Origin of the sequence: Pseudochrobactrum asaccharolyticum (genome assembly GCF_003314995.1) — a bacterium.
GTDB lineage: Bacteria > Pseudomonadota > Alphaproteobacteria > Rhizobiales > Rhizobiaceae > Pseudochrobactrum > Pseudochrobactrum asaccharolyticum.
In genome coordinates, this window is the sequence record NZ_QNRH01000005.1 from 68,633 (window position 1) to 89,897 (window position 21,265).

Consider the following 21,265-nt stretch of genomic DNA (forward strand, 5'->3'; position numbering starts at 1 on the left):
GTGACAGTCCCGACATCATCACTGACTTCGGTGATGGACGGTGTGCCAGGCACAGCGGTCGAGACCACAATGGTGAATGGCTCAGACAGCGCACTTTCCGTACCAACCGCATTCACAGACTGAACTGTGAAGGTGTGGGTACCGTCAGATACAAAGCCTGTATAGGTCCAGGTACCGGCTGCAGTCGCAACCGTCTCACCAAGCAAGGTGCCATTGACAAAGATCTTGACCACAGTCCCCGCATCCGCCTTACCGGACAGTGTCGGGGTGGTATCATTGGTGGTCTCACCCTTGCCCACAGGGCCGATACCAGGATTGGTATCATCCCAGATCTGGGTGATCTCAGGGGTTTTTGGTACAGACAGGTCAATATGGATCGTCCAGCCCGCAGACGGAACGCTCTCATTACCGGCCTTATCGGTCGAGGTCACAGTGAACACATGGGAACCTTCAGCCAGATCCGTGGCTGGTGTGAACGTCCAGGTACCATTGCTGTTGGCAATGGTCTCACCAATCAACACACCCTTGTCATAGATCTTAACCGTGGAACCGGCTTCCGCACTGCCGCCAGACAGGGTCGGGCGAAGATCATCCGTCGACTTGCCATCGGCAACATTGCCCGTAACCGCATTCACATCATCATAGACTGTTGTGATCGACGGTGCATTCGGTGCAGCGGTGTCAACAGTCACAGACCAGGTCGGGGAATATGGCCCCTCATTGCCTGCAGCATCAACCGCTTTAATACGGAAGTTATGAACGCCGTTCGACAGATCGCTCTCGGACTTGAACGTCCAGGCACCATCCGTCACCGCAACTTCACCAAGCAGTGTCGTACCGTCATAGATGCGAACAAGCGTCACACCGTCTTTGGCCGTACCAGACACAACAGGGCGTGCATCATTGGTCAGACCGCCCGAGGCGATATTACCAACATGCGGTTCAACCGCATCGGTAACCGCAGTAATCTCGGCATCGCTTGCTACAGGCGCTTTGGTATCAACGGTCAGCGAGAAGACTTCAGACGAGGTTCCTTCATTCCCCGCCGCATCAACGGTCGTGGCGATGAAGTCATGTTTGCCTTCCGACAGTGTCGGAACATCAAAGCTCCAGTTACCGTCCTTATCTGCCTGCACTGTGCCAAGCAGCTTGCCGTCACTATAGATACGGATAAGACCATTGGCCTCCGCACCATCACCATTGAGGCGTGGCGTCGTATCATTGGTGAACTCGCCATTCGTCAACAGACCGGTATTTGGCAGAACATCATCGCTCGCATTCAGGATCTTCGGCTTGAACGAAGCGTCAGGGCCCGTCAGGTCAACCTCAATGCTCCAAGGCATCGAAGCCGTTCCTTCATTACCGGCCGCATCCGTCGAGGTTGCCGTGAAGGTGTGAACACCCTCACTCAGATCAGTCGTTGGTGTGAAGCTCCATGTGCCGTTGGCATTGGCAATGGTCTGACCAAGCAATGTCGTACCGTCATAGATCTTGACGATCGAACCACCCTCGGCACCCGAACCCGAGATCGTAGGCTTCGTATCATCCGTGGTCTTGCCGGAGCCAACTGCACCCGTGACAGAGCCAACATCATCAAGAACCTGCGTGATCGTTGGTGCAACCGGTGCGGTTGTATCAACTGTCACTGTCCAGCTCGGTGAATATGGTCCCTCATTACCGGCTGCATCAACCGCTTTAACACGGAAGTTATGCACACCATTGGCAAGGTCGCTTTCAACCGCAAAGCTCCACACTCCGCCTGTCACCTTCACTTCGCCAAGAAGCGTAGTGCCGTCATAGAGACGAACCAGACTAATACCGGCTTCCGCAGTACCCGAGATAACCGGACGCGCATCATTGGTCAGACCGTTATGGGCGATATTGCCTGTATGCAGATCAACATCATCCATCACTTCCGTGATCTTCGCATCCGCACCGGTCGGTGCAGTCGTATCAACGGTCAGCGTGAAGGCTGCAGAGGATGCACCCTCATTACCCGCCGCATCAACAGTGGTGGCAATGAACGAATGGGCACCTTCTGTCAGGGTCGGAACATCAAATGTCCAGTTCCCCGAAGCATCAGCCTGAACCTGACCCAGCAGCTTGCCGCCCGAATAGATGCGGATGAAGCCGTTTGGTTCCGCATCAACACCATTGAGGCGTGGCGTGGTGTCATTGGTAAAGCCGTTATGCTCAACAAGACCTGTATCTGGCAGAACGTCATCGCTGGCGCTCTTGATCTCAGGCTTGAACTTCGCATCAGGGCCCGTCACGTCAACCTCAATGCTCCAAGGCATCGAGGCAGAGCTTTCATTGCCAGCCTGATCCGTCACAGTCGCGGTGAAGGTATGAACACCCTCAGCCAGATCTGTGGCTGGTGTAAAGCTCCATGTCCCGTTGGCATTGGCTGTGGTCTCACCCAGCAACACGCCCTTGTCATAGATCTTAACCGTCGCACCGCCTTCGGCTCCCGAACCCGAGATCGTAGGCTTCGTATCATCCGTGGTCTTGCCAGAGGCGACAGCACCCGTGACAGAACCCACATCATCCATCACCTGCGTGATTGCAGGCGCATTCGGTGCAAGCGTGTCAACCGTCACACTATAGGCTTCAGAGCGCACAGACACATTGCCTGCACCATCAACGCCCACAACCGTGAAGGTATGAACACCATTGCCCAGTGCATTGACCGGTGTATAGCTCCAGATACCCGAAGCATCGGCCTGAACTTCACCAAGCAGCGTTGCACCGTCATAGATGCGCACGGTGCCATTGGCTTCCGCACCCGAACCCGAGATTGTCGGTGTCGTATCATTGGTGAAGCCGCCCTTGACCACATTGCCCTCAACCGGTGCAACATCGTCTGTCACAGCTTCAATCTTCGGTGCAGCAGGCGCAACAGTATCAACCGTCACGCTAAACGGATTGGAAGCCGCACTCACATTGCCCGCAGCATCCGTCACAGTTGCCGTGAACGCATAGGTCGCATCACTCAGAGCCGCCGGGCTTCTCCAGCTCCACTGACCACCCGCATCCGCCTTAACAGTGCCGACAAGAACACCATCCTGATAGATGCTGACAACCGCATTGGCTTCCGCACCAGAACCCGACAGTTTTGGACGACCGTCATTGATGATCGCACCGTCACCAAACTCACCGGTGACAGGACCCACAGCATCATAGCCGGAGGTGAACTGCGGTGCTTCAGGCGCCGTGGTATCAACAGTGATCGTGTAAGGGAACGAAGGCTGACCTTCTGTACCCGCACCATCGACAACCTTCGCGGTGAAGGCATGACCGCCCTCACTCAGATCGGTCGCCGGTGTGAATGTCCACTTGCCATCGCCGTCGGCTTTGGCCTGACCCAGCAGCGCGCCATTGTCATAAATATTGACCGTGGCATTGGCATCTGCCGTACCGCTGATGGTCGGCTTGGTATCATCCGTGGTTTTGCCGTTATCAACCTTGCCGGTCACAGTCCCGACATCATCACTGACTTCGGTGATGGACGGTGTGCCAGGCACAGCGGTCGAGACCACAATGGTGAATGGCTCAGACAGCGCACTTTCCGTACCAACCGCATTCACAGACTGAACTGTGAAGGTGTGGGTACCGTCAGATACAAAGCCTGTATAGGTCCAGGTACCGGCTGCAGTCGCAACCGTCTCACCAAGCAAGGTGCCATTGACAAAGATCTTGACCACAGTCCCCGCATCCGCCTTACCGGACAGTGTCGGGGTGGTATCATTGGTGGTCTCACCCTTGCCCACAGGGCCGATACCAGGATTGGTATCATCCCAGATCTGGGTGATCTCAGGGGTTTTTGGTACAGACAGGTCAATATGGATCGTCCAGCCCGCAGACGGAACGCTCTCATTACCGGCCTTATCGGTCGAGGTCACAGTGAACACATGGGAACCTTCAGCCAGATCCGTGGCTGGTGTGAACGTCCAGGTACCATTGCTGTTGGCAATGGTCTCACCAATCAACACACCCTTGTCATAGATCTTAACCGTGGAACCGGCTTCCGCACTGCCGCCAGACAGGGTCGGGCGAAGATCATCCGTCGACTTGCCATCGGCAACATTGCCCGTAACCGCATTCACATCATCATAGACTGTTGTGATCGACGGTGCATTCGGTGCAGCGGTGTCAACAGTCACAGACCAGGTCGGGGAATATGGCCCCTCATTGCCTGCAGCATCAACCGCTTTAATACGGAAGTTATGAACGCCGTTCGACAGATCGCTCTCGGACTTGAACGTCCAGGCACCATCCGTCACCGCAACTTCACCAAGCAGTGTCGTACCGTCATAGATGCGAACAAGCGTCACACCGTCTTTGGCCGTACCAGACACAACAGGGCGTGCATCATTGGTCAGACCGCCCGAGGCGATATTACCAACATGCGGTTCAACCGCATCGGTAACCGCAGTAATCTCGGCATCGCTTGCTACAGGCGCTTTGGTATCAACGGTCAGCGAGAAGACTTCAGACGAGGTTCCTTCATTCCCCGCCGCATCAACGGTCGTGGCGATGAAGTCATGTTTGCCTTCCGACAGTGTCGGAACATCAAAGCTCCAGTTACCGTCCTTATCTGCCTGCACTGTGCCAAGCAGCTTGCCGTCACTATAGATACGGATAAGACCATTGGCCTCCGCACCATCACCATTGAGGCGTGGCGTCGTATCATTGGTGAACTCGCCATTCGTCAACAGACCGGTATTTGGCAGAACATCATCGCTCGCATTCAGGATCTTCGGCTTGAACGAAGCGTCAGGGCCCGTCAGGTCAACCTCAATGCTCCAAGGCATCGAAGCCGTTCCTTCATTACCGGCCGCATCCGTCGAGGTTGCCGTGAAGGTGTGAACACCCTCACTCAGATCAGTCGTTGGTGTGAAGCTCCATGTGCCGTTGGCATTGGCAATGGTCTGACCAAGCAATGTCGTACCGTCATAGATCTTGACGATCGAACCACCCTCGGCACCCGAACCCGAGATCGTAGGCTTCGTATCATCCGTGGTCTTGCCGGAGCCAACTGCACCCGTGACAGAGCCAACATCATCAAGAACCTGCGTGATCGTTGGTGCAACCGGTGCGGTTGTATCAACTGTCACTGTCCAGCTCGGTGAATATGGTCCCTCATTACCGGCTGCATCAACCGCTTTAACACGGAAGTTATGCACACCATTGGCAAGGTCGCTTTCAACCGCAAAGCTCCACACTCCGCCTGTCACCTTCACTTCGCCAAGAAGCGTAGTGCCGTCATAGAGACGAACCAGACTAATACCGGCTTCCGCAGTACCCGAGATAACCGGACGCGCATCATTGGTCAGACCGTTATGGGCGATATTGCCTGTATGCAGATCAACATCATCCATCACTTCCGTGATCTTCGCATCCGCACCGGTCGGTGCAGTCGTATCAACGGTCAGCGTGAAGGCTGCAGAGGATGCACCCTCATTACCCGCCGCATCAACAGTGGTGGCAATGAACGAATGGGCACCTTCTGTCAGGGTCGGAACATCAAATGTCCAGTTCCCCGAAGCATCAGCCTGAACCTGACCCAGCAGCTTGCCGCCCGAATAGATGCGGATGAAGCCGTTTGGTTCCGCATCAACACCATTGAGGCGTGGCGTGGTGTCATTGGTAAAGCCGTTATGCTCAACAAGACCTGTATCTGGCAGAACGTCATCGCTGGCGCTCTTGATCTCAGGCTTGAACTTCGCATCAGGGCCCGTCACGTCAACCTCAATGCTCCAAGGCATCGAGGCAGAGCTTTCATTGCCAGCCTGATCCGTCACAGTCGCGGTGAAGGTATGAACACCCTCAGCCAGATCTGTGGCTGGTGTAAAGCTCCATGTCCCGTTGGCATTGGCTGTGGTCTCACCCAGCAACACGCCCTTGTCATAGATCTTAACCGTCGCACCGCCTTCGGCTCCCGAACCCGAGATCGTAGGCTTCGTATCATCCGTGGTCTTGCCAGAGGCGACAGCACCCGTGACAGAACCCACATCATCCATCACCTGCGTGATTGCAGGCGCATTCGGTGCAAGCGTGTCAACCGTCACACTATAGGCTTCAGAGCGCACAGACACATTGCCTGCACCATCAACGCCCACAACCGTGAAGGTATGAACACCATTGCCCAGTGCATTGACCGGTGTATAGCTCCAGATACCCGAAGCATCGGTCGCTTTAACGGTAAAGTCGTGCGCACCCTGAGCCAGATTGCTCTTCAGCTCAAAGCTCCATGTACCGTCATCTTCGGCGACAACAGTACCGATCTTCTTGCCATTATCATAAATGGTAACAACAGAACCCGCTTCCGCCTCACCCGACAGGATCGGACGGCGTTCACTGGTGATCATATCGGCTGTGAGTTCTTCACCCGCTGCATTCACAATCTTCACAATGGAAGGCTGCTCCGGTGCAACAGTGTCAACAACCACGCTGAAGCTTGCAGACGGCACGCCTTCATTACCGGCCTTGTCTGTCGCAGTCACTGTGAAGACATGGGAGCCTTCAGCCAGATCAGTGGTTGGTGTGAAGCTCCATGTACCATTGGCATTGGCTGTGGTCTCGCCAATCAGCACGCCCTTGTCATAAATCTTAACCGTCGAACCGGCTTCAGCACTGCCACCTGACAGTGTCGGGCGACGATCATCCGTGGTCTTGCCGTCGCCGACATTACCCTGAAGATCACCCTGATCATCGCTCACCGCAGTGATCGATGGGGCATTCGGTGCTGTGGTGTCAACAGTCACAGACCAGGTCGGGGAATATGGTCCCTCATTGCCTGCCGCATCAACCGCTTTAATACGGAAGTTGTGCACGCCGTTCGACAGATCGCTGTCCGGTGTGAACGACCATGTACCGCCATTGACTTCAACTTCGCCCAGAAGCGTTGTGCCGTCATAGATGCGAACCAGTGTCACGCCGTCAATCGCCGTACCGGAGATGACCGGACGGGCATCATTGGTCAGGCCGTTATGCTCGATATTGCCGGTATGCGGCTCAGCCGCATCCAGAACCTGCGTAATCACAGCATCCGACGCTGTCGGAGCTTTGGTATCAATTGTCAGTGTAAAGGCATCGGAACTTGAGCCCTCATTACCTGCCGCATCAACGGTCTTGGCAACAAAGCTGTGGCTGCCGTCCGGACGGGTCGGAACATCAAAGCTCCAGTTCCCGTTCTCATCGGCCTGAACCTGCCCCAGAAGGGTTGTACCTTCATAGATGCGGATGAAGCCGTTTGCTTCTGCCCCCGTACCATTCAGACGTGGATTAGTATCATTGGTGGTCTCACCATTTTTGATCTCACCGGTCACCGGCAGAACATCATCGCTCGCGCTGCTGATCACTGGCTTGAACGAAGCATCAGGCGGGGTGATATCAACCACAACAACCCAAGGCATCGAGGCAGAGCTTTCATTGCCCGCAGCATCCGTTGCAGTCACAGTAAAGCTATGTGCACCCTCAATCAGGTCGGTATCCGGTGTGAAGGCCCATGTACCGCTGGCATTGGCTGTGGTCTGACCAATCAGCACGCCATTGTCATAGATTTTAACAATGGAGCCGCCCTCAGCGCCATTGCCCGACAGGGTCGGTTTGGTATCATCGGTGGTCTTGCCGGAGGCAACTGCTCCCTGCACAGAACCAACATCATCAAGAACCTGTGTGATCGCAGGCGCATTCGGTGCAAGCGTGTCAACTGTCACACTATAGGCGTCAGAGCGCACAGACACATTGCCCGCCGCATCAACACCCACAACCGTGAAGGAATGAACACCACTGCCAAGAGCATTCTCCGGTGTGAAGCTCCACTTACCATCTGCATCCGCTTTCACTTCACCAAGCAGTGTCGCACCGTCATAGATACGAACAGTGCCATTGGCTTCCGCACCCGAACCCGACAGAGTTGGTGTCGTGTCATTGGTAAAGCCGCCCTTGACCACATTGCCCTCAATCGGTGCAACATTGTCGGTGATCGCTTCGATCATTGGTGCAGCAGGTGCAACCGTATCAACACTGACTGTAAAGCCGGTGGAAGGCGCACTGACATTGCCGGCAGTGTCTGTCACTGTCGCAGTGAACACATAGGTTGCATCACTGAGAGCAGCATCGCTCTTCCAGTTCCACTGGCCACCCGCATCCGCTGTGATCAATGCTACCGCAACACCATCCTGATAGATGGTTACTTTGGCATTTGGCTCTGCACCCGAACCCGACAGTTTAGGGCGACCATCATTGATGATCGCGCCACTGTTGAACTCACCGATCACAGGACCCACAGCATCATAGCCGGTGGTGAACTGCGGTGCATCAGGGGCAACCGTATCAACGGTAATCACAAAGGCTTTCGATGCAGGGCTGACATTGCCGGCCGCATCCGTTGCGCTCACGCTGAAGCTGTGACCACCATCTGTCAGATCGGCATCCGGTGTGAATGTCCATGCGCCTGTGGCATCGGCTGTTACCGTACCGATCGCCTCACCAAAGTCATAGATCGTAACAATGCTGCCTGCTTCCGCCTTACCGGTCAGAACAGGACGCGCATCATCGGTTACACCATTCGCCTTAATCGCACCCGTGATCGAACCGACATCATCGGTAATCGCAGTGATCTCAGGGCGGTCAGGAGCAACCGTATCAACTGTAAATGTGAATGGCTCTGAAATCTCACTGGAATTACCAGCAGCATCTGTCGCCTTCACTGTAAATTTATGTTCGCCCTGACCAAGATTATTCTTAGGCTCGAAGCTCCATGTACCGTCATCTTCGGCAACAACCGTGCCGACCTTCTTGCCATTATCGTAAATGGTAACAACAGAGCCTGCTTCCGCTTCACCAGTCAGGGTCGGGCGGCGTTCACCGGAGACCATGCCCGCAGTGAGTTCATCACCGGTTGTATCAAAGACTTGCGAAATAACCGGCAGTTCAGGCGCAGTCGTGTCAACTGTGATAGTCCAGCTGGACGACGGCACACCTTCATTCCCGGCTTTATCCGTGGACGTAACCGTAAAGACGTGTTCACCCTCAACCAAATCTTCAGCTGGCGTGAAGCTCCATGTGCCATTGGCGTTTGCTGTGGTCTCGCCAATCAGCACGCCCTTGTCATAGATCTTAACGGTTGAGCCAGCTTCCGCACTGCCGCCGGATAGTTTTGGACGCACAGCGTCTGTCGTTTTACCATCAACCACATTGCCTTTAATCGAGCCGGTATCATCCACAATTTGTGCGATTACCGGTGCGTTTGGCGCAAGCGTGTCAACAGTGACAGACCAGATCGGAGAATAAGGGCCTTCATTGCCCGCCGCATCAACTGCTTTGATGCGGAAATTATGCGCACCGTTCAGCAGATCACTCTCTGGCGTAAACGACCAGAGGCCGCCCGTAACTTCAACTTCACCAAGCAGCGTTGTACCGTCATAGATACGCACAAGAGTGATGCCATCCACCGCCGTACCCGATACAACCGGACGCGCATCATTGGTCAGACCACCATGTACAACATTACCGGTATGCGGTTCTGCACTGTCTTGAACTTCAGTAATCACAGCATCCGAAGCAACCGGTGCCGTTGTATCAACAGTCAGTGTGAACGGATCGGAGCTTGAACCTTCATTGCCTGCCGCATCAACGGTTTTAGCCACAAAACTGTGGCTACCTTCGGAACGTGCCGGAACATCAAAGCTCCAGTTCCCGTTCTCATCAGCCTGAACCTGACCAAGAAGTTTATCACCTTCATAAATACGGATGAAACCACTTGGCTCTGCTCCCTTACCATTCAGACGCGGCGTGGTGTCATTGGTAAAGCCTTCATGCGTGACAAGGCCGACATTCGGCTGCACATCATCGCTGGCATTGATAATCACCGGAACAAAAGCAGCATCCGGAGCCGTTACGTCAACTTCAATCGTCCATGGTGTGGAGGAAGGGCCTTCATTACCGGCTTTGTCAGTCGAGGTTACAGTAAAAACATGTGTACCTTCCGCCAGATCGGTATCCGGTGTGAAGGCCCATGTGCCATTGGCATTGGCTGTGGTCTGGCCGATCAGTGTGCTGCCATCATAGATTTTAACGATCGAACCGCCTTCAGCGCCCGAGCCTGAAAGCGTTGGTTTAGTATCATCCGTGGTTTTACCGCTACCGATAATACCCGTAACCGAGCCGACATCATCTATGATCTGTGAAATTGACGGCGCATTTGGCGCGACCGTATCAACATTCAGCTCAAAAGCCGGAGACTCTGCACTCGTATTACCAGCCTTATCAACGGCTTTCATAGTTACACTATGTTTACCGTCCTGCAAATGAACCGCAGGCGTGAACGTCCATTTTCCATCAGTACCGACAACTGTTTTGCCGATTTCCTTGCCGTTATCATAGAAATAGATTGTCGTTCCTGCTTCTGCGCCCTCACCTGTAAATTCAGGTGTGGCATCATTGGTCCAGCCACCGGGTGTCAGGGCAACAGGATCACCCTCTTCTTTTTCATTGTCAAAAACGGCTTTAACCGCCGGTACCGGCGGTGCAACTGTATCGACGGTGAAGATGAATTCCGCGCTAGGCGTACTCTCGTTCTTCGCTTTATCCGTTGCCGTAAAGGTGATCTTATGCTCACCTTCAGCCAAGGCAGTTGTCGGGCGGAACGTCCAGTTACCCTGCGCATCCGCAATGGTTGTACCAAGAACTGTTGTGCCATCACGAACCGTAATCGTGGAGCCTGGTTCAGCCTTACCGCTCAGTGTCGGACGTGCATCATCAGTCACACCCTTTTCAGGGATTTTACCGGTGATAGAACCTTCATTATCCGTATAGGACAAAGCATCCGGTGCAGCCGGAGCTACCTTGTCAACATATTCAACGACTTTCGGCGGGCTGCTTTTACCATTCGAATCCGTCACCACCGCGGTAACATTACCTGTTTCCTGAGGCTTGAGCGACGACACCGAGAATTTGCCGTCAGCACCGGCAACAACAACACGGCTGCTGCCATCAGGGAAGGTAACAGTAACGCTGGAACCGGCCGCCGCGAGACCGGTTGCTGTGACTGTACCATCAGCATTGGCTTTGGTTGCCAGTTCAGGAGATTTCGGAGCCGGTTTTTCCGGTGTGCCTCCACCGCCGCCGCCACTGCCGCCACGCCCGCCGGTTGCAATCCCGATTGCAGCAGCACCCAGCGCCGCCAAAGCCAGCAGGTTATTGTCACCGCTGCCAGAATCTTGTGCAACACCTGAGAATTCAACTTCTGTGCCGGTTTCATCATCAACAGGAACGGTTGACTGAACAGCCTTTACCGGCCATTCGCTGCCGTCATATTTATAGACCAGCTCCAGCTTCTGCATATCCTGCGCAGTGAAAAAGCCACGAATGCGAATGACCTTGCCATTATCCTGATGGATTAACAGATCATTGCCTGCGCGGACATATTTAACAACGCTGGACGGATCTATCGCCACATAGACCGTATTACCGGATTTTGTAACAGCATGACCTTCGCCACGAACAGAATTGGACGACGATGAAACAGGCTTCTTGGCCATTCAGATAACTCCGGTTTAAAACCGGCAGGTAGGTTCAATGAGACCAGCGCATCAGATTTGTAAAGAAACCTTCCAAAACCAATGCATTCTTTGCCTTCATTCTTGCGACCTGCACAGAAAAAAGACCCACCAATAGCGATGGGAATACATAACCGGACTATATCCACATAAAAAACAGGTTGTATTTGACTCTAGATTCGCCAATTTTATTATTAGTCATTTCTAACCGATTATCTTCGAAAATGAGAGGATAAGGCGCGAATCTCTGTTTACTTTTTGTTAACTATTAGCCCCTTATAAGAATCGACTCTTATTTATGAAACTTCATAAACCATATGTTTTTAAGAGTTTTTTACGTTAATACACCGCAAATACTGATTGCGGCTGACAAAATTATTATAATTTTTAAAACAAATTTTCGAACGAAAGATTGCTCATATTGAGTATGTAGTTTCCTCTGACGACCACATACGTATTTTATCACATACGCATTTTGCACACTTATAAGTTGTAAAATTGACTCATATTATCAGAATATCAAAAACCTCTGCTTTTACGCCTGATCATTATCTTGACAGTCAAATTTATAACACCTTTCCAAGACTCACATTTATCCTGTAGTTTTTCAGCCCATATACAAAACAAAAAAAGCGCGGGTGTGTGCCCGCGCTTTGACAATCGTTTTGGCAGAAAGTGCTGCTACTACTCGTTATACTCTTTACGGAATGCCGATGGTGTCATACCCACCTCGCGTTTGAATGAAACAGAAAGATGCGCCGGATCAGCAAAACCGCAAGCGATCGCAATATGCGAGATCGGCAATTCCTGCTGCCTTAAAAGCTCACGTGCATTACGAATGCGCAACAGATAGAGGTAACGCGCAGGCGTACAATGCATGGACACCTTGAACCGGCGAATGAAATTCGTACGGCTTACACCTGCGATAACCGCCAGATCATTAATGCCAATATCGCTGGCCAGATTTTCCTGCATATATTCCAAAACACGGCGTAACTGGCTTGGTTTAAGACGGTCTACGGAATGCTTGTAGAGCGCCTCATTCGAACTATCGACATATTTACTCAGAAAATCCGCAGCCAATGCACGCGCCAGATAATCTGTCTGCAGCTGGTTTTTCTGCGCAGGTGACGACAATGTCCCGCTCAGCACACGCATCAGCATACTTAAGTTTGTATCACTCTTGGCAAAGATCGGCAGAGTATCAAACTGACGTTCACTCGAATGATAAAGTTCTGCTTTAACTTCTTCTACCAGTGACTGTTTCAAAAAAATATGAACAGCCTGTACCGGCGCTTCTACTTTGACTTCAATCGGCATATTAGCACCGGCAACACAAACATCATAAGGGGCTATGATGGAGTGTTCTTCCCGGCCGCCGAACCTTCTGCCGACATGCGTAATATTGAGAGCCATAGTAAACCACAGGCCGGACATGGCGCCGTAGGTGAATTGATTGGGTTGCTCCTCAGTCAAGGCAACACAAATATTTGAGGACATCGGAATACTGTCACTAGACTTGAGGACAGTAACATCTTTATTTTCCGCTATACTCGTTTGATCTACTGTAAAGCAATGATTGACTGAAGCCTGTTTAAAGGCTGATCCGTTATCATGTAACGGTACAGATAGATTAGAGGATTCACTGTAAAAGGCGGTATGCATTCAGGATCCTTTAATAAGGGGGCGAACTAACTTAAATTAGATCACGTTATATTCTTATATTCCAGACAAAATTATACAAAACCAATATAAAAATATATATGCATTGCAAGTGTGTATAAACTTGACAAGTTTTCCCTTAAAAAATGGAAATCATGTAATTTCTAATTTATTTATTTCTAAAATTAACATTTAGCAATATCACCTATTAATACATTGATTTAATTTAGTAAAATACGATTATAGAATTTAAAAACCCCAATGGAAAAGTCATCTTTTTGACCCGAATATAAAAAATTCAAGCCATTGAGTGCCGGCTTCATACGACCAAAGTACGAGATAAATTCGTCATAAAGGCAATAATTACTTAGTCTTACAGTTCGCTCCCCTGACAGCTTTCCCGCTAAACATTCACGTTTATATGCCTCTTAGAGAGAATCACTATTACATTTAGTCAGCGTATAAAATTGTGAAAAGCGGTCTCAATTAGGCAACGCACCTCAGGTTAAAATCAATTTTGTTAACCCGTAACCAACTAAAGATCGCAGACATGCCGCATATTATTTGGCTACAATCATGTACACACACTGGACTCTTAAAACTACACTACGATCATCCTGCACCAAGGCCTGCAACTCTTTGTATATACATGATTGCAGATACAAAAAGGGCCGCATTTGAGATAAACGCAGCCCTTTTCAAATTTTATAATACTGAATTACGCGCCGGCCATTACTGAATGCGCCTGCCCTGTTTTACTCAGATCAGGAATAACGACAATATCACTGCCATCACGCACATTATCATAAAGATGCATCACATCCTGATTGACCATGCGGATACAACCGGACGAAACAGACTTGCCGATTGTCCAATATTCCGGTGAACCGTGAATACGGTAAATGGTGTCTCTGCCGTCTTTATGAATGTAATGCGCACGGGCACCAAGCGGATTATTCAGACCAGGCCCCATGCCGCCATTGGCAATGCTATATGGCTGCAAGGCAGGGTTACGTGCAACCATTTCATCTGGTGGTGTCCAGCGTGGCCATTTACGCTTATAGGCGATTTTAGCGCGGCCGGACCAGGCATAACCGTCTTTACCAACGCCGATACCATAACGGGTAGCACGGCCACCTGGCTTGATATGATAAAGATACTTATTCGGAGTATCGACAACCACAGTGCCCGGCTTTTCATCGGTCATGTAATCGACTTCAGCACGCCAGAATTTTTCCGGAATCTTTGATACATCGACTTCAGGGATCTGATAGCCTTCATCCCAAACCGCATAATACATCGCTGGGGTGACGGGTTTGACTTTATTAGCCGCCAGCTCAGCAGCCGGGCGCTTTGTTTCACCGGTTGACACACAGCCGGTCAAAGCAAGCGCACTGGCCCCCAACAAAAAATGACGGCGGGAGAATGCAAAATCAGACATTTATAGCTCAATCTTAATTGGTATTGACCCTGAATTAGCATGCCTGTCCTTAAGTCAGTCTTAAGGGCAATCACAGGATCTATCGCTTCATTCATTTATCTTGACTGAACAAGCCGGTACAAATGCTCTGCACGCTTTTCATTCAGCAGTTCTCAAAAACCTGAATAGCCACATCTATGACAACAACATGGTAAAAACGGAATTAACGTGAGAAGAATTAGTTTTTGACCTGCGCTGTGGCATTTATAACAACACATACAGAGTCAAAATCATCATCTGAGCAGAAGCAACCCTTTACGGTTTCCTCAAAAGCACAAAGCCCTTTGCTTATAAAACAAAGGGCTTTGCCTGATTCATAAGGGTTTTATTGCTCAGCTCTTGCCGTAACCACCACCAGTCGGCGTGATGATGGTGAAGGCCTCACCGGCTTTCAGCACAACCTGATCGCAGCCCTTCAGCACTTCAACAGCCCCATCCTGACGACGCACTTCATTACGTCCCAGCTGACCGTCTTCGCCGCCTTCAAGGCCGAATGGCCGTATACGGCGATGGCCGGAGAGAATCGCAAATTCCAGTTCTTCCAGAGCGCGGATTGTACGATGCGTGCCATTACCGGCTGTCCACTTACCACGGCCGCCGGAGTTTTCACGGATATGGAAATCTTCCAGCATTACAGGGAAACGGGTTTCCAGAATTTCCGGATCGGTCAGACGCGAATTCGTCATATGGGTATGCACAGCATCGGCACCATTGAAACCAGGGCCTGCTGGCGCACCGGAACAGATAGTTTCATAATACTGATACTCATTATTACCGAAGGTCAGATTATTCATCGTACCCTGTGCTGCAGCCATAGCCTTGGTTGCACCGAACAGACAGTTGGTCACAGCCTGACTGACTTCCACATTGCCTGCTACAACAGCAGCCGGATAATGCGGTGACAGCATCGAGCCTTCCGGCACAATGATTTTAATCGGGCGCAGACAACCGGCATTCATCGGAATATCACCGTCCACCAGCACGCGGAAAACATAAAGCACGGCGGCACGGGTTACCGGCTGCGGAGCGTTGAAATTATCCGGACGCTGTTCTGATGTACCGGTGAAATCAACTGTCGCCTCACGCTTCACACGGTCAATCGTCACTTTGACTTCAATCTTACTGCCCTGATCAAGCTCATAGGTGAACTGACCATCCGGCAATTGATCCAGCACACGGCGCACACTTTCCGCAGCATTATCCTGCACATGCCCCATATAGGCTTTCACCACGTCCTCACCGAAATGCACAATCATCTTGCGCAGTTCTGCGACGCCTTTTTCATTGGCGGCAATCTGCGCTTTCAAATCGTTGACGTTCTGCGTGAGGTTACGCACCGGATATTTGGCACCGTTGAGTAGATCACCCAGTGCCTCTTCACGGAACTGCCCCTGATCAACCAGTTTGAAATTGTCGATATAGACACCTTCCTGCTCAATATTCACCGCCAGCGGTGACATCGAACCCGGTGCAATACCACCGATATCGGCGTGGTGGCCACGGCTGGCAACCCAGAAACGGATTTCTGTCTGCTCATCATCAAATACCGGTGTACACACGGTCAGATCCGGCAAATGCGTACCGCCATTATAAGGCGCATTGATCAGGAAAACATCGCCCGGTTTAATCACCGGATTTTCACGGATAGCTGTGGCGACAGAGGCATCCATCGACCCCAGATGCACTGGCATATGTGGCGCATTGGCAACCAGATTGCCTTCTGCATCAAAGACCGCGCAGGAGAAATCAAGGCGCTCTTTAATATTCACCGAATAGGCGGTGTTCTGCAGGGTCACACCCATCTGTTCTGCAATCGACATGAACAGATTGTTGAAAATCTCCAGCATAACCGGATCGGCTTCTGTGCCGATGGCAACGCGTTTCGGCAGCGCCTTAATGCGGGTCAGCACCACATGATCATGCTCGGTGAGACGTGCCTGCCAGCCATCTTCAATGATAATGGTCTGGTTTTTCTCAATGATAATCGCAGGACCGGTTACGGTCTGGCCGCGCTGCATGGTTTCACGCACCACAACAGCTGCATCATGGAACGCACCTTGTGAATAGAAACGTGTCTGACGGTCAGCCTGCGCTTCAGTTGCTTCACCAATATTGCCTGCTGCCTCGCCCTCACCGGCACCACCGCCGACGGTTTCCAGTTCAACAGCATCAATAACAAGCGCTTTATTTTCCGCAATGAAACCAAAACGGCGCTTATGCGCAGCTTCAAATTCAGCCCGCAGGCGCGAAGCCGCATCAACAGCCGGATAAGTTGCCTCAACGGAAAGCACAGTATCGGTGCCCGCATAACGGATATGCGCACGCAGATGCTTGGTAATAACCTGCTCTTCCACGCCCTGTGCGGTGAGTTCAGCCACACACTCAGTGGCCAATTCTGCACCAAGGCGCTGCAATTCTGCAGGCGCATCCGCATCAAGGTCAACACCCAATGCCTTCTGGCGCGTCGCGCGGATATCTGCCAAGCCCATACCATAGGCGGACAGCAGACCGGACATCGGATGCAACAGAATATTCTTCATGCCCAGCGCATCGGCTACCAGACAGGCGTGCTGACCACCCGCACCGCCAAAGCAGCTCAGGGCGTAACGGGTCACATCATAACCGCGCTGAACGGAGATTTTCTTGATCGCTTCAACCATATTGGCAACAGCAATACGGATGAAACCGTCTGCCACGCTTTCCGGTGAGCGGTCATCGCCGATTTCATCAGCCATCTGTGTAAACAGCGCACGAACACGTTCCACATCCAGCGGCTGATTCTGCTTTGGTCCGAAAATCGAAGGGAAATAATCCGGAATCAGTTTGCCGAGCATCACATTGGCATCGGTGACAGCCAGCGGGCCGCCATTGCGGTAACAGGCAGGCCCCGGATTGGCACCGGCGGAATCAGGACCAACGCGGAAACGACCTGCATCAAAATGCAGGATGGAACCGCCACCGGCAGCGACCGTATGGATCAGCATCATCGGTGCGCGAACACGCACACCAGCCACTTCGGTCTCAAAAGCGCGTTCGTATTCGCCGTCAAAATGCGCCACATCTGTCGATGTGCCGCCCATATCAAAGCCGATAACCTGACCGAAGCCAGCCGTTTCACCGGTACGTGCCAGACCAACCACACCACCAGCGGGGCCGGAGAGAATAGCGTCTTTGCCCTGAAACATATCCGCAGCCGTCAGACCACCGGAGGACATCATAAACATAACGCGGGCACCGGTGCGCTCTACGTCGAGTTCGCGGGAAACCTGCGCCACATAACGGCGCAAAACCGGCGACAAATAAGCGTCAACAACGGTTGTATCACCACGGCCAACCAGCTTAATCAGCGGCGAAACTTCATGGCTGACAGAAACCTGTTCAATGCCGATATCGCGGGCGATTTTGGCCACAGCAGCTTCATGGGCAGGGAATTTATAGGCGTGCATGAACACGATAGCGACGGCATTATAGCCCACAGCTTTCAGCGCACGCAGCGCAGTTTCTGCCTGAGCCAGATCGAGCGGCACTTCAGTGCTGCCATCGGCCAGCACGCGCTCATCAATCTCGACCACACGGTCGTAAAGCGCTTCCGGCTTGATGATTTCCGTTGCGAAAATATTCTTGCGTTCCTGATAGCCGATGCGCAGCGCATCACGAAAACCTTTGGTGGTCACCAGTGCCAGCTTTTCGCCCTTGCGCTCCAGCAGCGCATTGGTGGCAACGGTTGTGCCCATACGCACTTCGCCGATTGCACCGGTCGGAACCGGTTCACCGGTTTCAAGCCCCAGATGCAGGCGGATACCCTGAACAGCCGCATCCTTATAGGCAGAAGGATTCTCGGACAGCACTTTGCGGGCATGGAGCACGCCCTGCGGGTCACGGCCGATAACATCCGTAAATGTGCCGCCACGATCAATCCAGAAGTCCCAAGCCCCCGAAATGTCTTGTGTCGCTGCGCTCATTTTCGGCTCCCTCACAAAATTTATGCCGTTACGCGGAATGTTTATTGGAAAACATAGTTTCATTTTATTGACAAAATGTCGATAAGATGGTGACATAAAATACACAGGATTGGGAGACTGGCAATATGAGCAGCAAAAAATCGCCGCCAAAGGCAGAGCATAATGATGAGCCGTCAATGGCCGAAGTCAGCTTGCCCAAGCATTTGCGCCCTGTTCCGTCCATCGGTCCTATTGTCTCTTCCGCACATCTGGCAGAGGGCGGTTCCACCGCTTTATCCGAAGTTGAATATGGTTTGATTCTCGCGTCCCATGCATTCTCCCGCTGGATGGTACGCTGCATGGCTGCCGCAGGGTTGCCGGGTCTCTCCCCGATTGAAATTCTGATCCTGCACTCGATCCGCCATCGCGGACGTGAAAAGAAGCTTGCCGATATCTGTCTGGTTCTGGATATTGAAGACACGCATATTGCGACCTATGCCCTGCGCAAACTGGAAAATGCCGGTTTGCTGACCACCGGCAAGGCTGCAAAAGAAAAGACAGTCCGTATTACCGATAAAGGTGCTGAAGCCTGTGCGCGTTATGCGCAAATCCGTGAGCGTCTGCTGGTGGATTCCACAGCCAATGCCCGCCCGTCGGAAGAAACCCTGTCGGAAGTCGCGGCACTGCTGCGCTTTATGTCGGGTGCATTTAATCAGGCAGCCCGTTCTGCCATTACACTATAAGGATGACCGGAGTGAACGACGTGCAGCTTCGCCAAACAGCTGAAACCCAGCCTTTGCTGGAAGTCCAGGATCTCTCGGTAGAGTTCGGCACTGCCCGCGTGGTGGACGGATTGAGCTTTTCCGTTCGTTCCGGCCGCACAACCGCCATTGTCGGCGAGTCCGGCTCCGGTAAATCCATTACCTCTTTGTCGGTAATGCGCCTGGCAGATATGCTGGGTGCAAAATTCCCGACCGGTAAAATCCTGTTTACCGGCTCACAGGGACAGATGAACCTGCTGGATGCCGAACAGAAAACTATGCGCGGCATTCGCGGCAAAGAAATTGCCATGATCTTTCAGGAGCCGATGACCTCGCTCAATCCGGTTTTCACTATTGGTGACCAGATCGCCGAAGTGCTGATGCTTCATGAAAAAATGAGCAAGAAGGCAGCCCTGAAAGAAGGCCAGCGTCTGCTGGAAATGGTACGCCTGCCGGATGCACAGGGCATGCTCAGCCGCTTCCCGCATCAGCTTTCCGGTGGTATGCGCCAGCGCGTGATGATTGCGATGGCACTTGCCTGCCGCCCGAAGCTGCTGATTGCCGATGAGCCGACCACCGCCCTCGACGTAACCATTCAGGCGCAGATTCTGCATATTATCCGCGATCTCCAGAAAGAACTGGAAATGGCCGTGATCTTCATCACCCATGATATGGGCGTTGTCGCGGAAATGGCTGATGACGTGGTGGTGATGTGGAAGGGTAAAAAGGTAGAAGAAGGTGCAGTACGCGATATTTTCGCTAATCCGCAGCATCCTTATACCAAAGTTCTGCTCTCAGCCGTGCCGAAACTCGGCAGCATGGCCGGTGAAGATTTCCCGAAACGCATGCCGGTGACAATTCTGGAAGATAACAAACCGGTTCTGGTCGGTGAAACCCGCATTCAGAATACAGCCCGTCTTGATGAGGCGCCGCTCTTGTCAGTGCGTGATCTGTCGGTGCGCTTTAATATCAAGAAGAATATGTTTGGCCGCACAACTCATGTGTGTAATGCGGTTTCACAGGTCAGCTTCGATATTCATCCGGGTGAAACTTTGGCACTGGTTGGTGAATCCGGTTCCGGCAAATCCACGATTGGCCGCACAATCCAGCAATTGCAAAACCCGCTTTCCGGCGATATGCGCTTTAACGGCAAAGCTTTCTCGGAAATGAGCTCGGCTGAGCGCTTCCGCATGCGTCAGGAAGTGCAGTATATTTTTCAGGACCCGTTTGCGTCGCTTGATCCGCGCAAAACCATCCGCTTCTCGATTGCCGAGCCGATCCGCACCCACGGCCTCATTCTTGACGAAGCCGCGATCACCAAACGCGTTGATGAATTGCTGGAACGTGTGGGTCTGAGTTCAGCCGTTGCCGGACGTTATCCGCATGAGTTTTCCGGTGGTCAGCGCCAACGCGTCTGTATTGCCCGTGCGCTTGCCTCCAATCCGAAGCTGATCATCGCCGATGAAGCACTGTCCGCGCTCGACGTTTCCATTCAGGCACAGATCATCAATCTGTTTATGGACCTGCAGAAAGAACACGGCCTCGCTTATCTCTTCATCAGTCATGATATGGCCGTGGTTGAGAAAATGAGCCACCGCGTGGCCGTGCTTTATCTCGGTCAGATCATGGAGCTTGGCTCACGGCGTCAGGTGTTTGAAACACCGTCTCATGATTATACACGCCGCCTGCTCTCTGCCGTTCCTGTTGCCGATCCGCTGGCGCGGACCAACCGCGCGATGCTGGAAGGCGAAATTCCGAGCACGACACGCCGGATCGAGGATAAGCCGCAGATCTGGCAGCATGAAGAAATCGCCAAAGGGCATTTCATAGCCCGCAGCGCCTAAAACCGAATAT

General features: G+C 52.2%; 6 protein-coding genes. 2 read left to right on the forward strand and 4 right to left on the reverse strand.

All coding sequences use genetic code 11. The annotated features are described in order from the left end of the window. From DFR47_RS21795 to DFR47_RS14200, 4 genes are all read right to left on the reverse strand, one after another. Positions 1-11,549: Ig-like domain-containing protein (locus DFR47_RS21795; protein ID WP_170137507.1), on the reverse strand; the 11,549-nt coding region annotated here is incomplete at its 3' end. A gap of 702 nt (positions 11,550-12,251) precedes the next feature. Further along, the gene (locus DFR47_RS14190; RefSeq protein WP_170137508.1) at positions 12,252-13,067 is read right to left on the reverse strand and encodes a helix-turn-helix domain-containing protein; all 816 of its coding nucleotides are present in this window, start codon (positions 13,065-13,067) and stop codon (positions 12,252-12,254) included. 880 nt (positions 13,068-13,947) lie between these two features. Then, positions 13,948-14,670: a L,D-transpeptidase gene (locus DFR47_RS14195; RefSeq protein ID WP_113945077.1), complete on the reverse strand. Its 723-nt coding sequence runs from the start codon at positions 14,668-14,670 to the stop codon at positions 13,948-13,950. A 371-nt stretch (positions 14,671-15,041) separates the two neighbouring features. Next, positions 15,042-18,671, reverse strand: coding sequence for a hydantoinase B/oxoprolinase family protein (locus tag DFR47_RS14200; protein ID WP_113945078.1), 3,630 nt, complete (start codon positions 18,669-18,671; stop codon positions 15,042-15,044). Between the two features lie 125 nt (positions 18,672-18,796). Here DFR47_RS14200 and DFR47_RS14205 point away from each other — a divergent pair, with 125 nt between their 5' ends. Together DFR47_RS14205 and DFR47_RS14210 are read left to right on the forward strand one after the other, a co-directional pair. After that, positions 18,797-19,393, forward strand: coding sequence for a winged helix DNA-binding protein (locus tag DFR47_RS14205; protein ID WP_245416572.1), 597 nt, complete (start codon positions 18,797-18,799; stop codon positions 19,391-19,393). A gap of 20 nt (positions 19,394-19,413) precedes the next feature. Then, entirely contained in the window at positions 19,414-21,255 is a 1,842-nt protein-coding gene (locus tag DFR47_RS14210) for an ABC transporter ATP-binding protein (protein WP_245416573.1), read from the forward strand. The last annotated feature ends 10 nt before the right edge of the window (positions 21,256-21,265 follow it).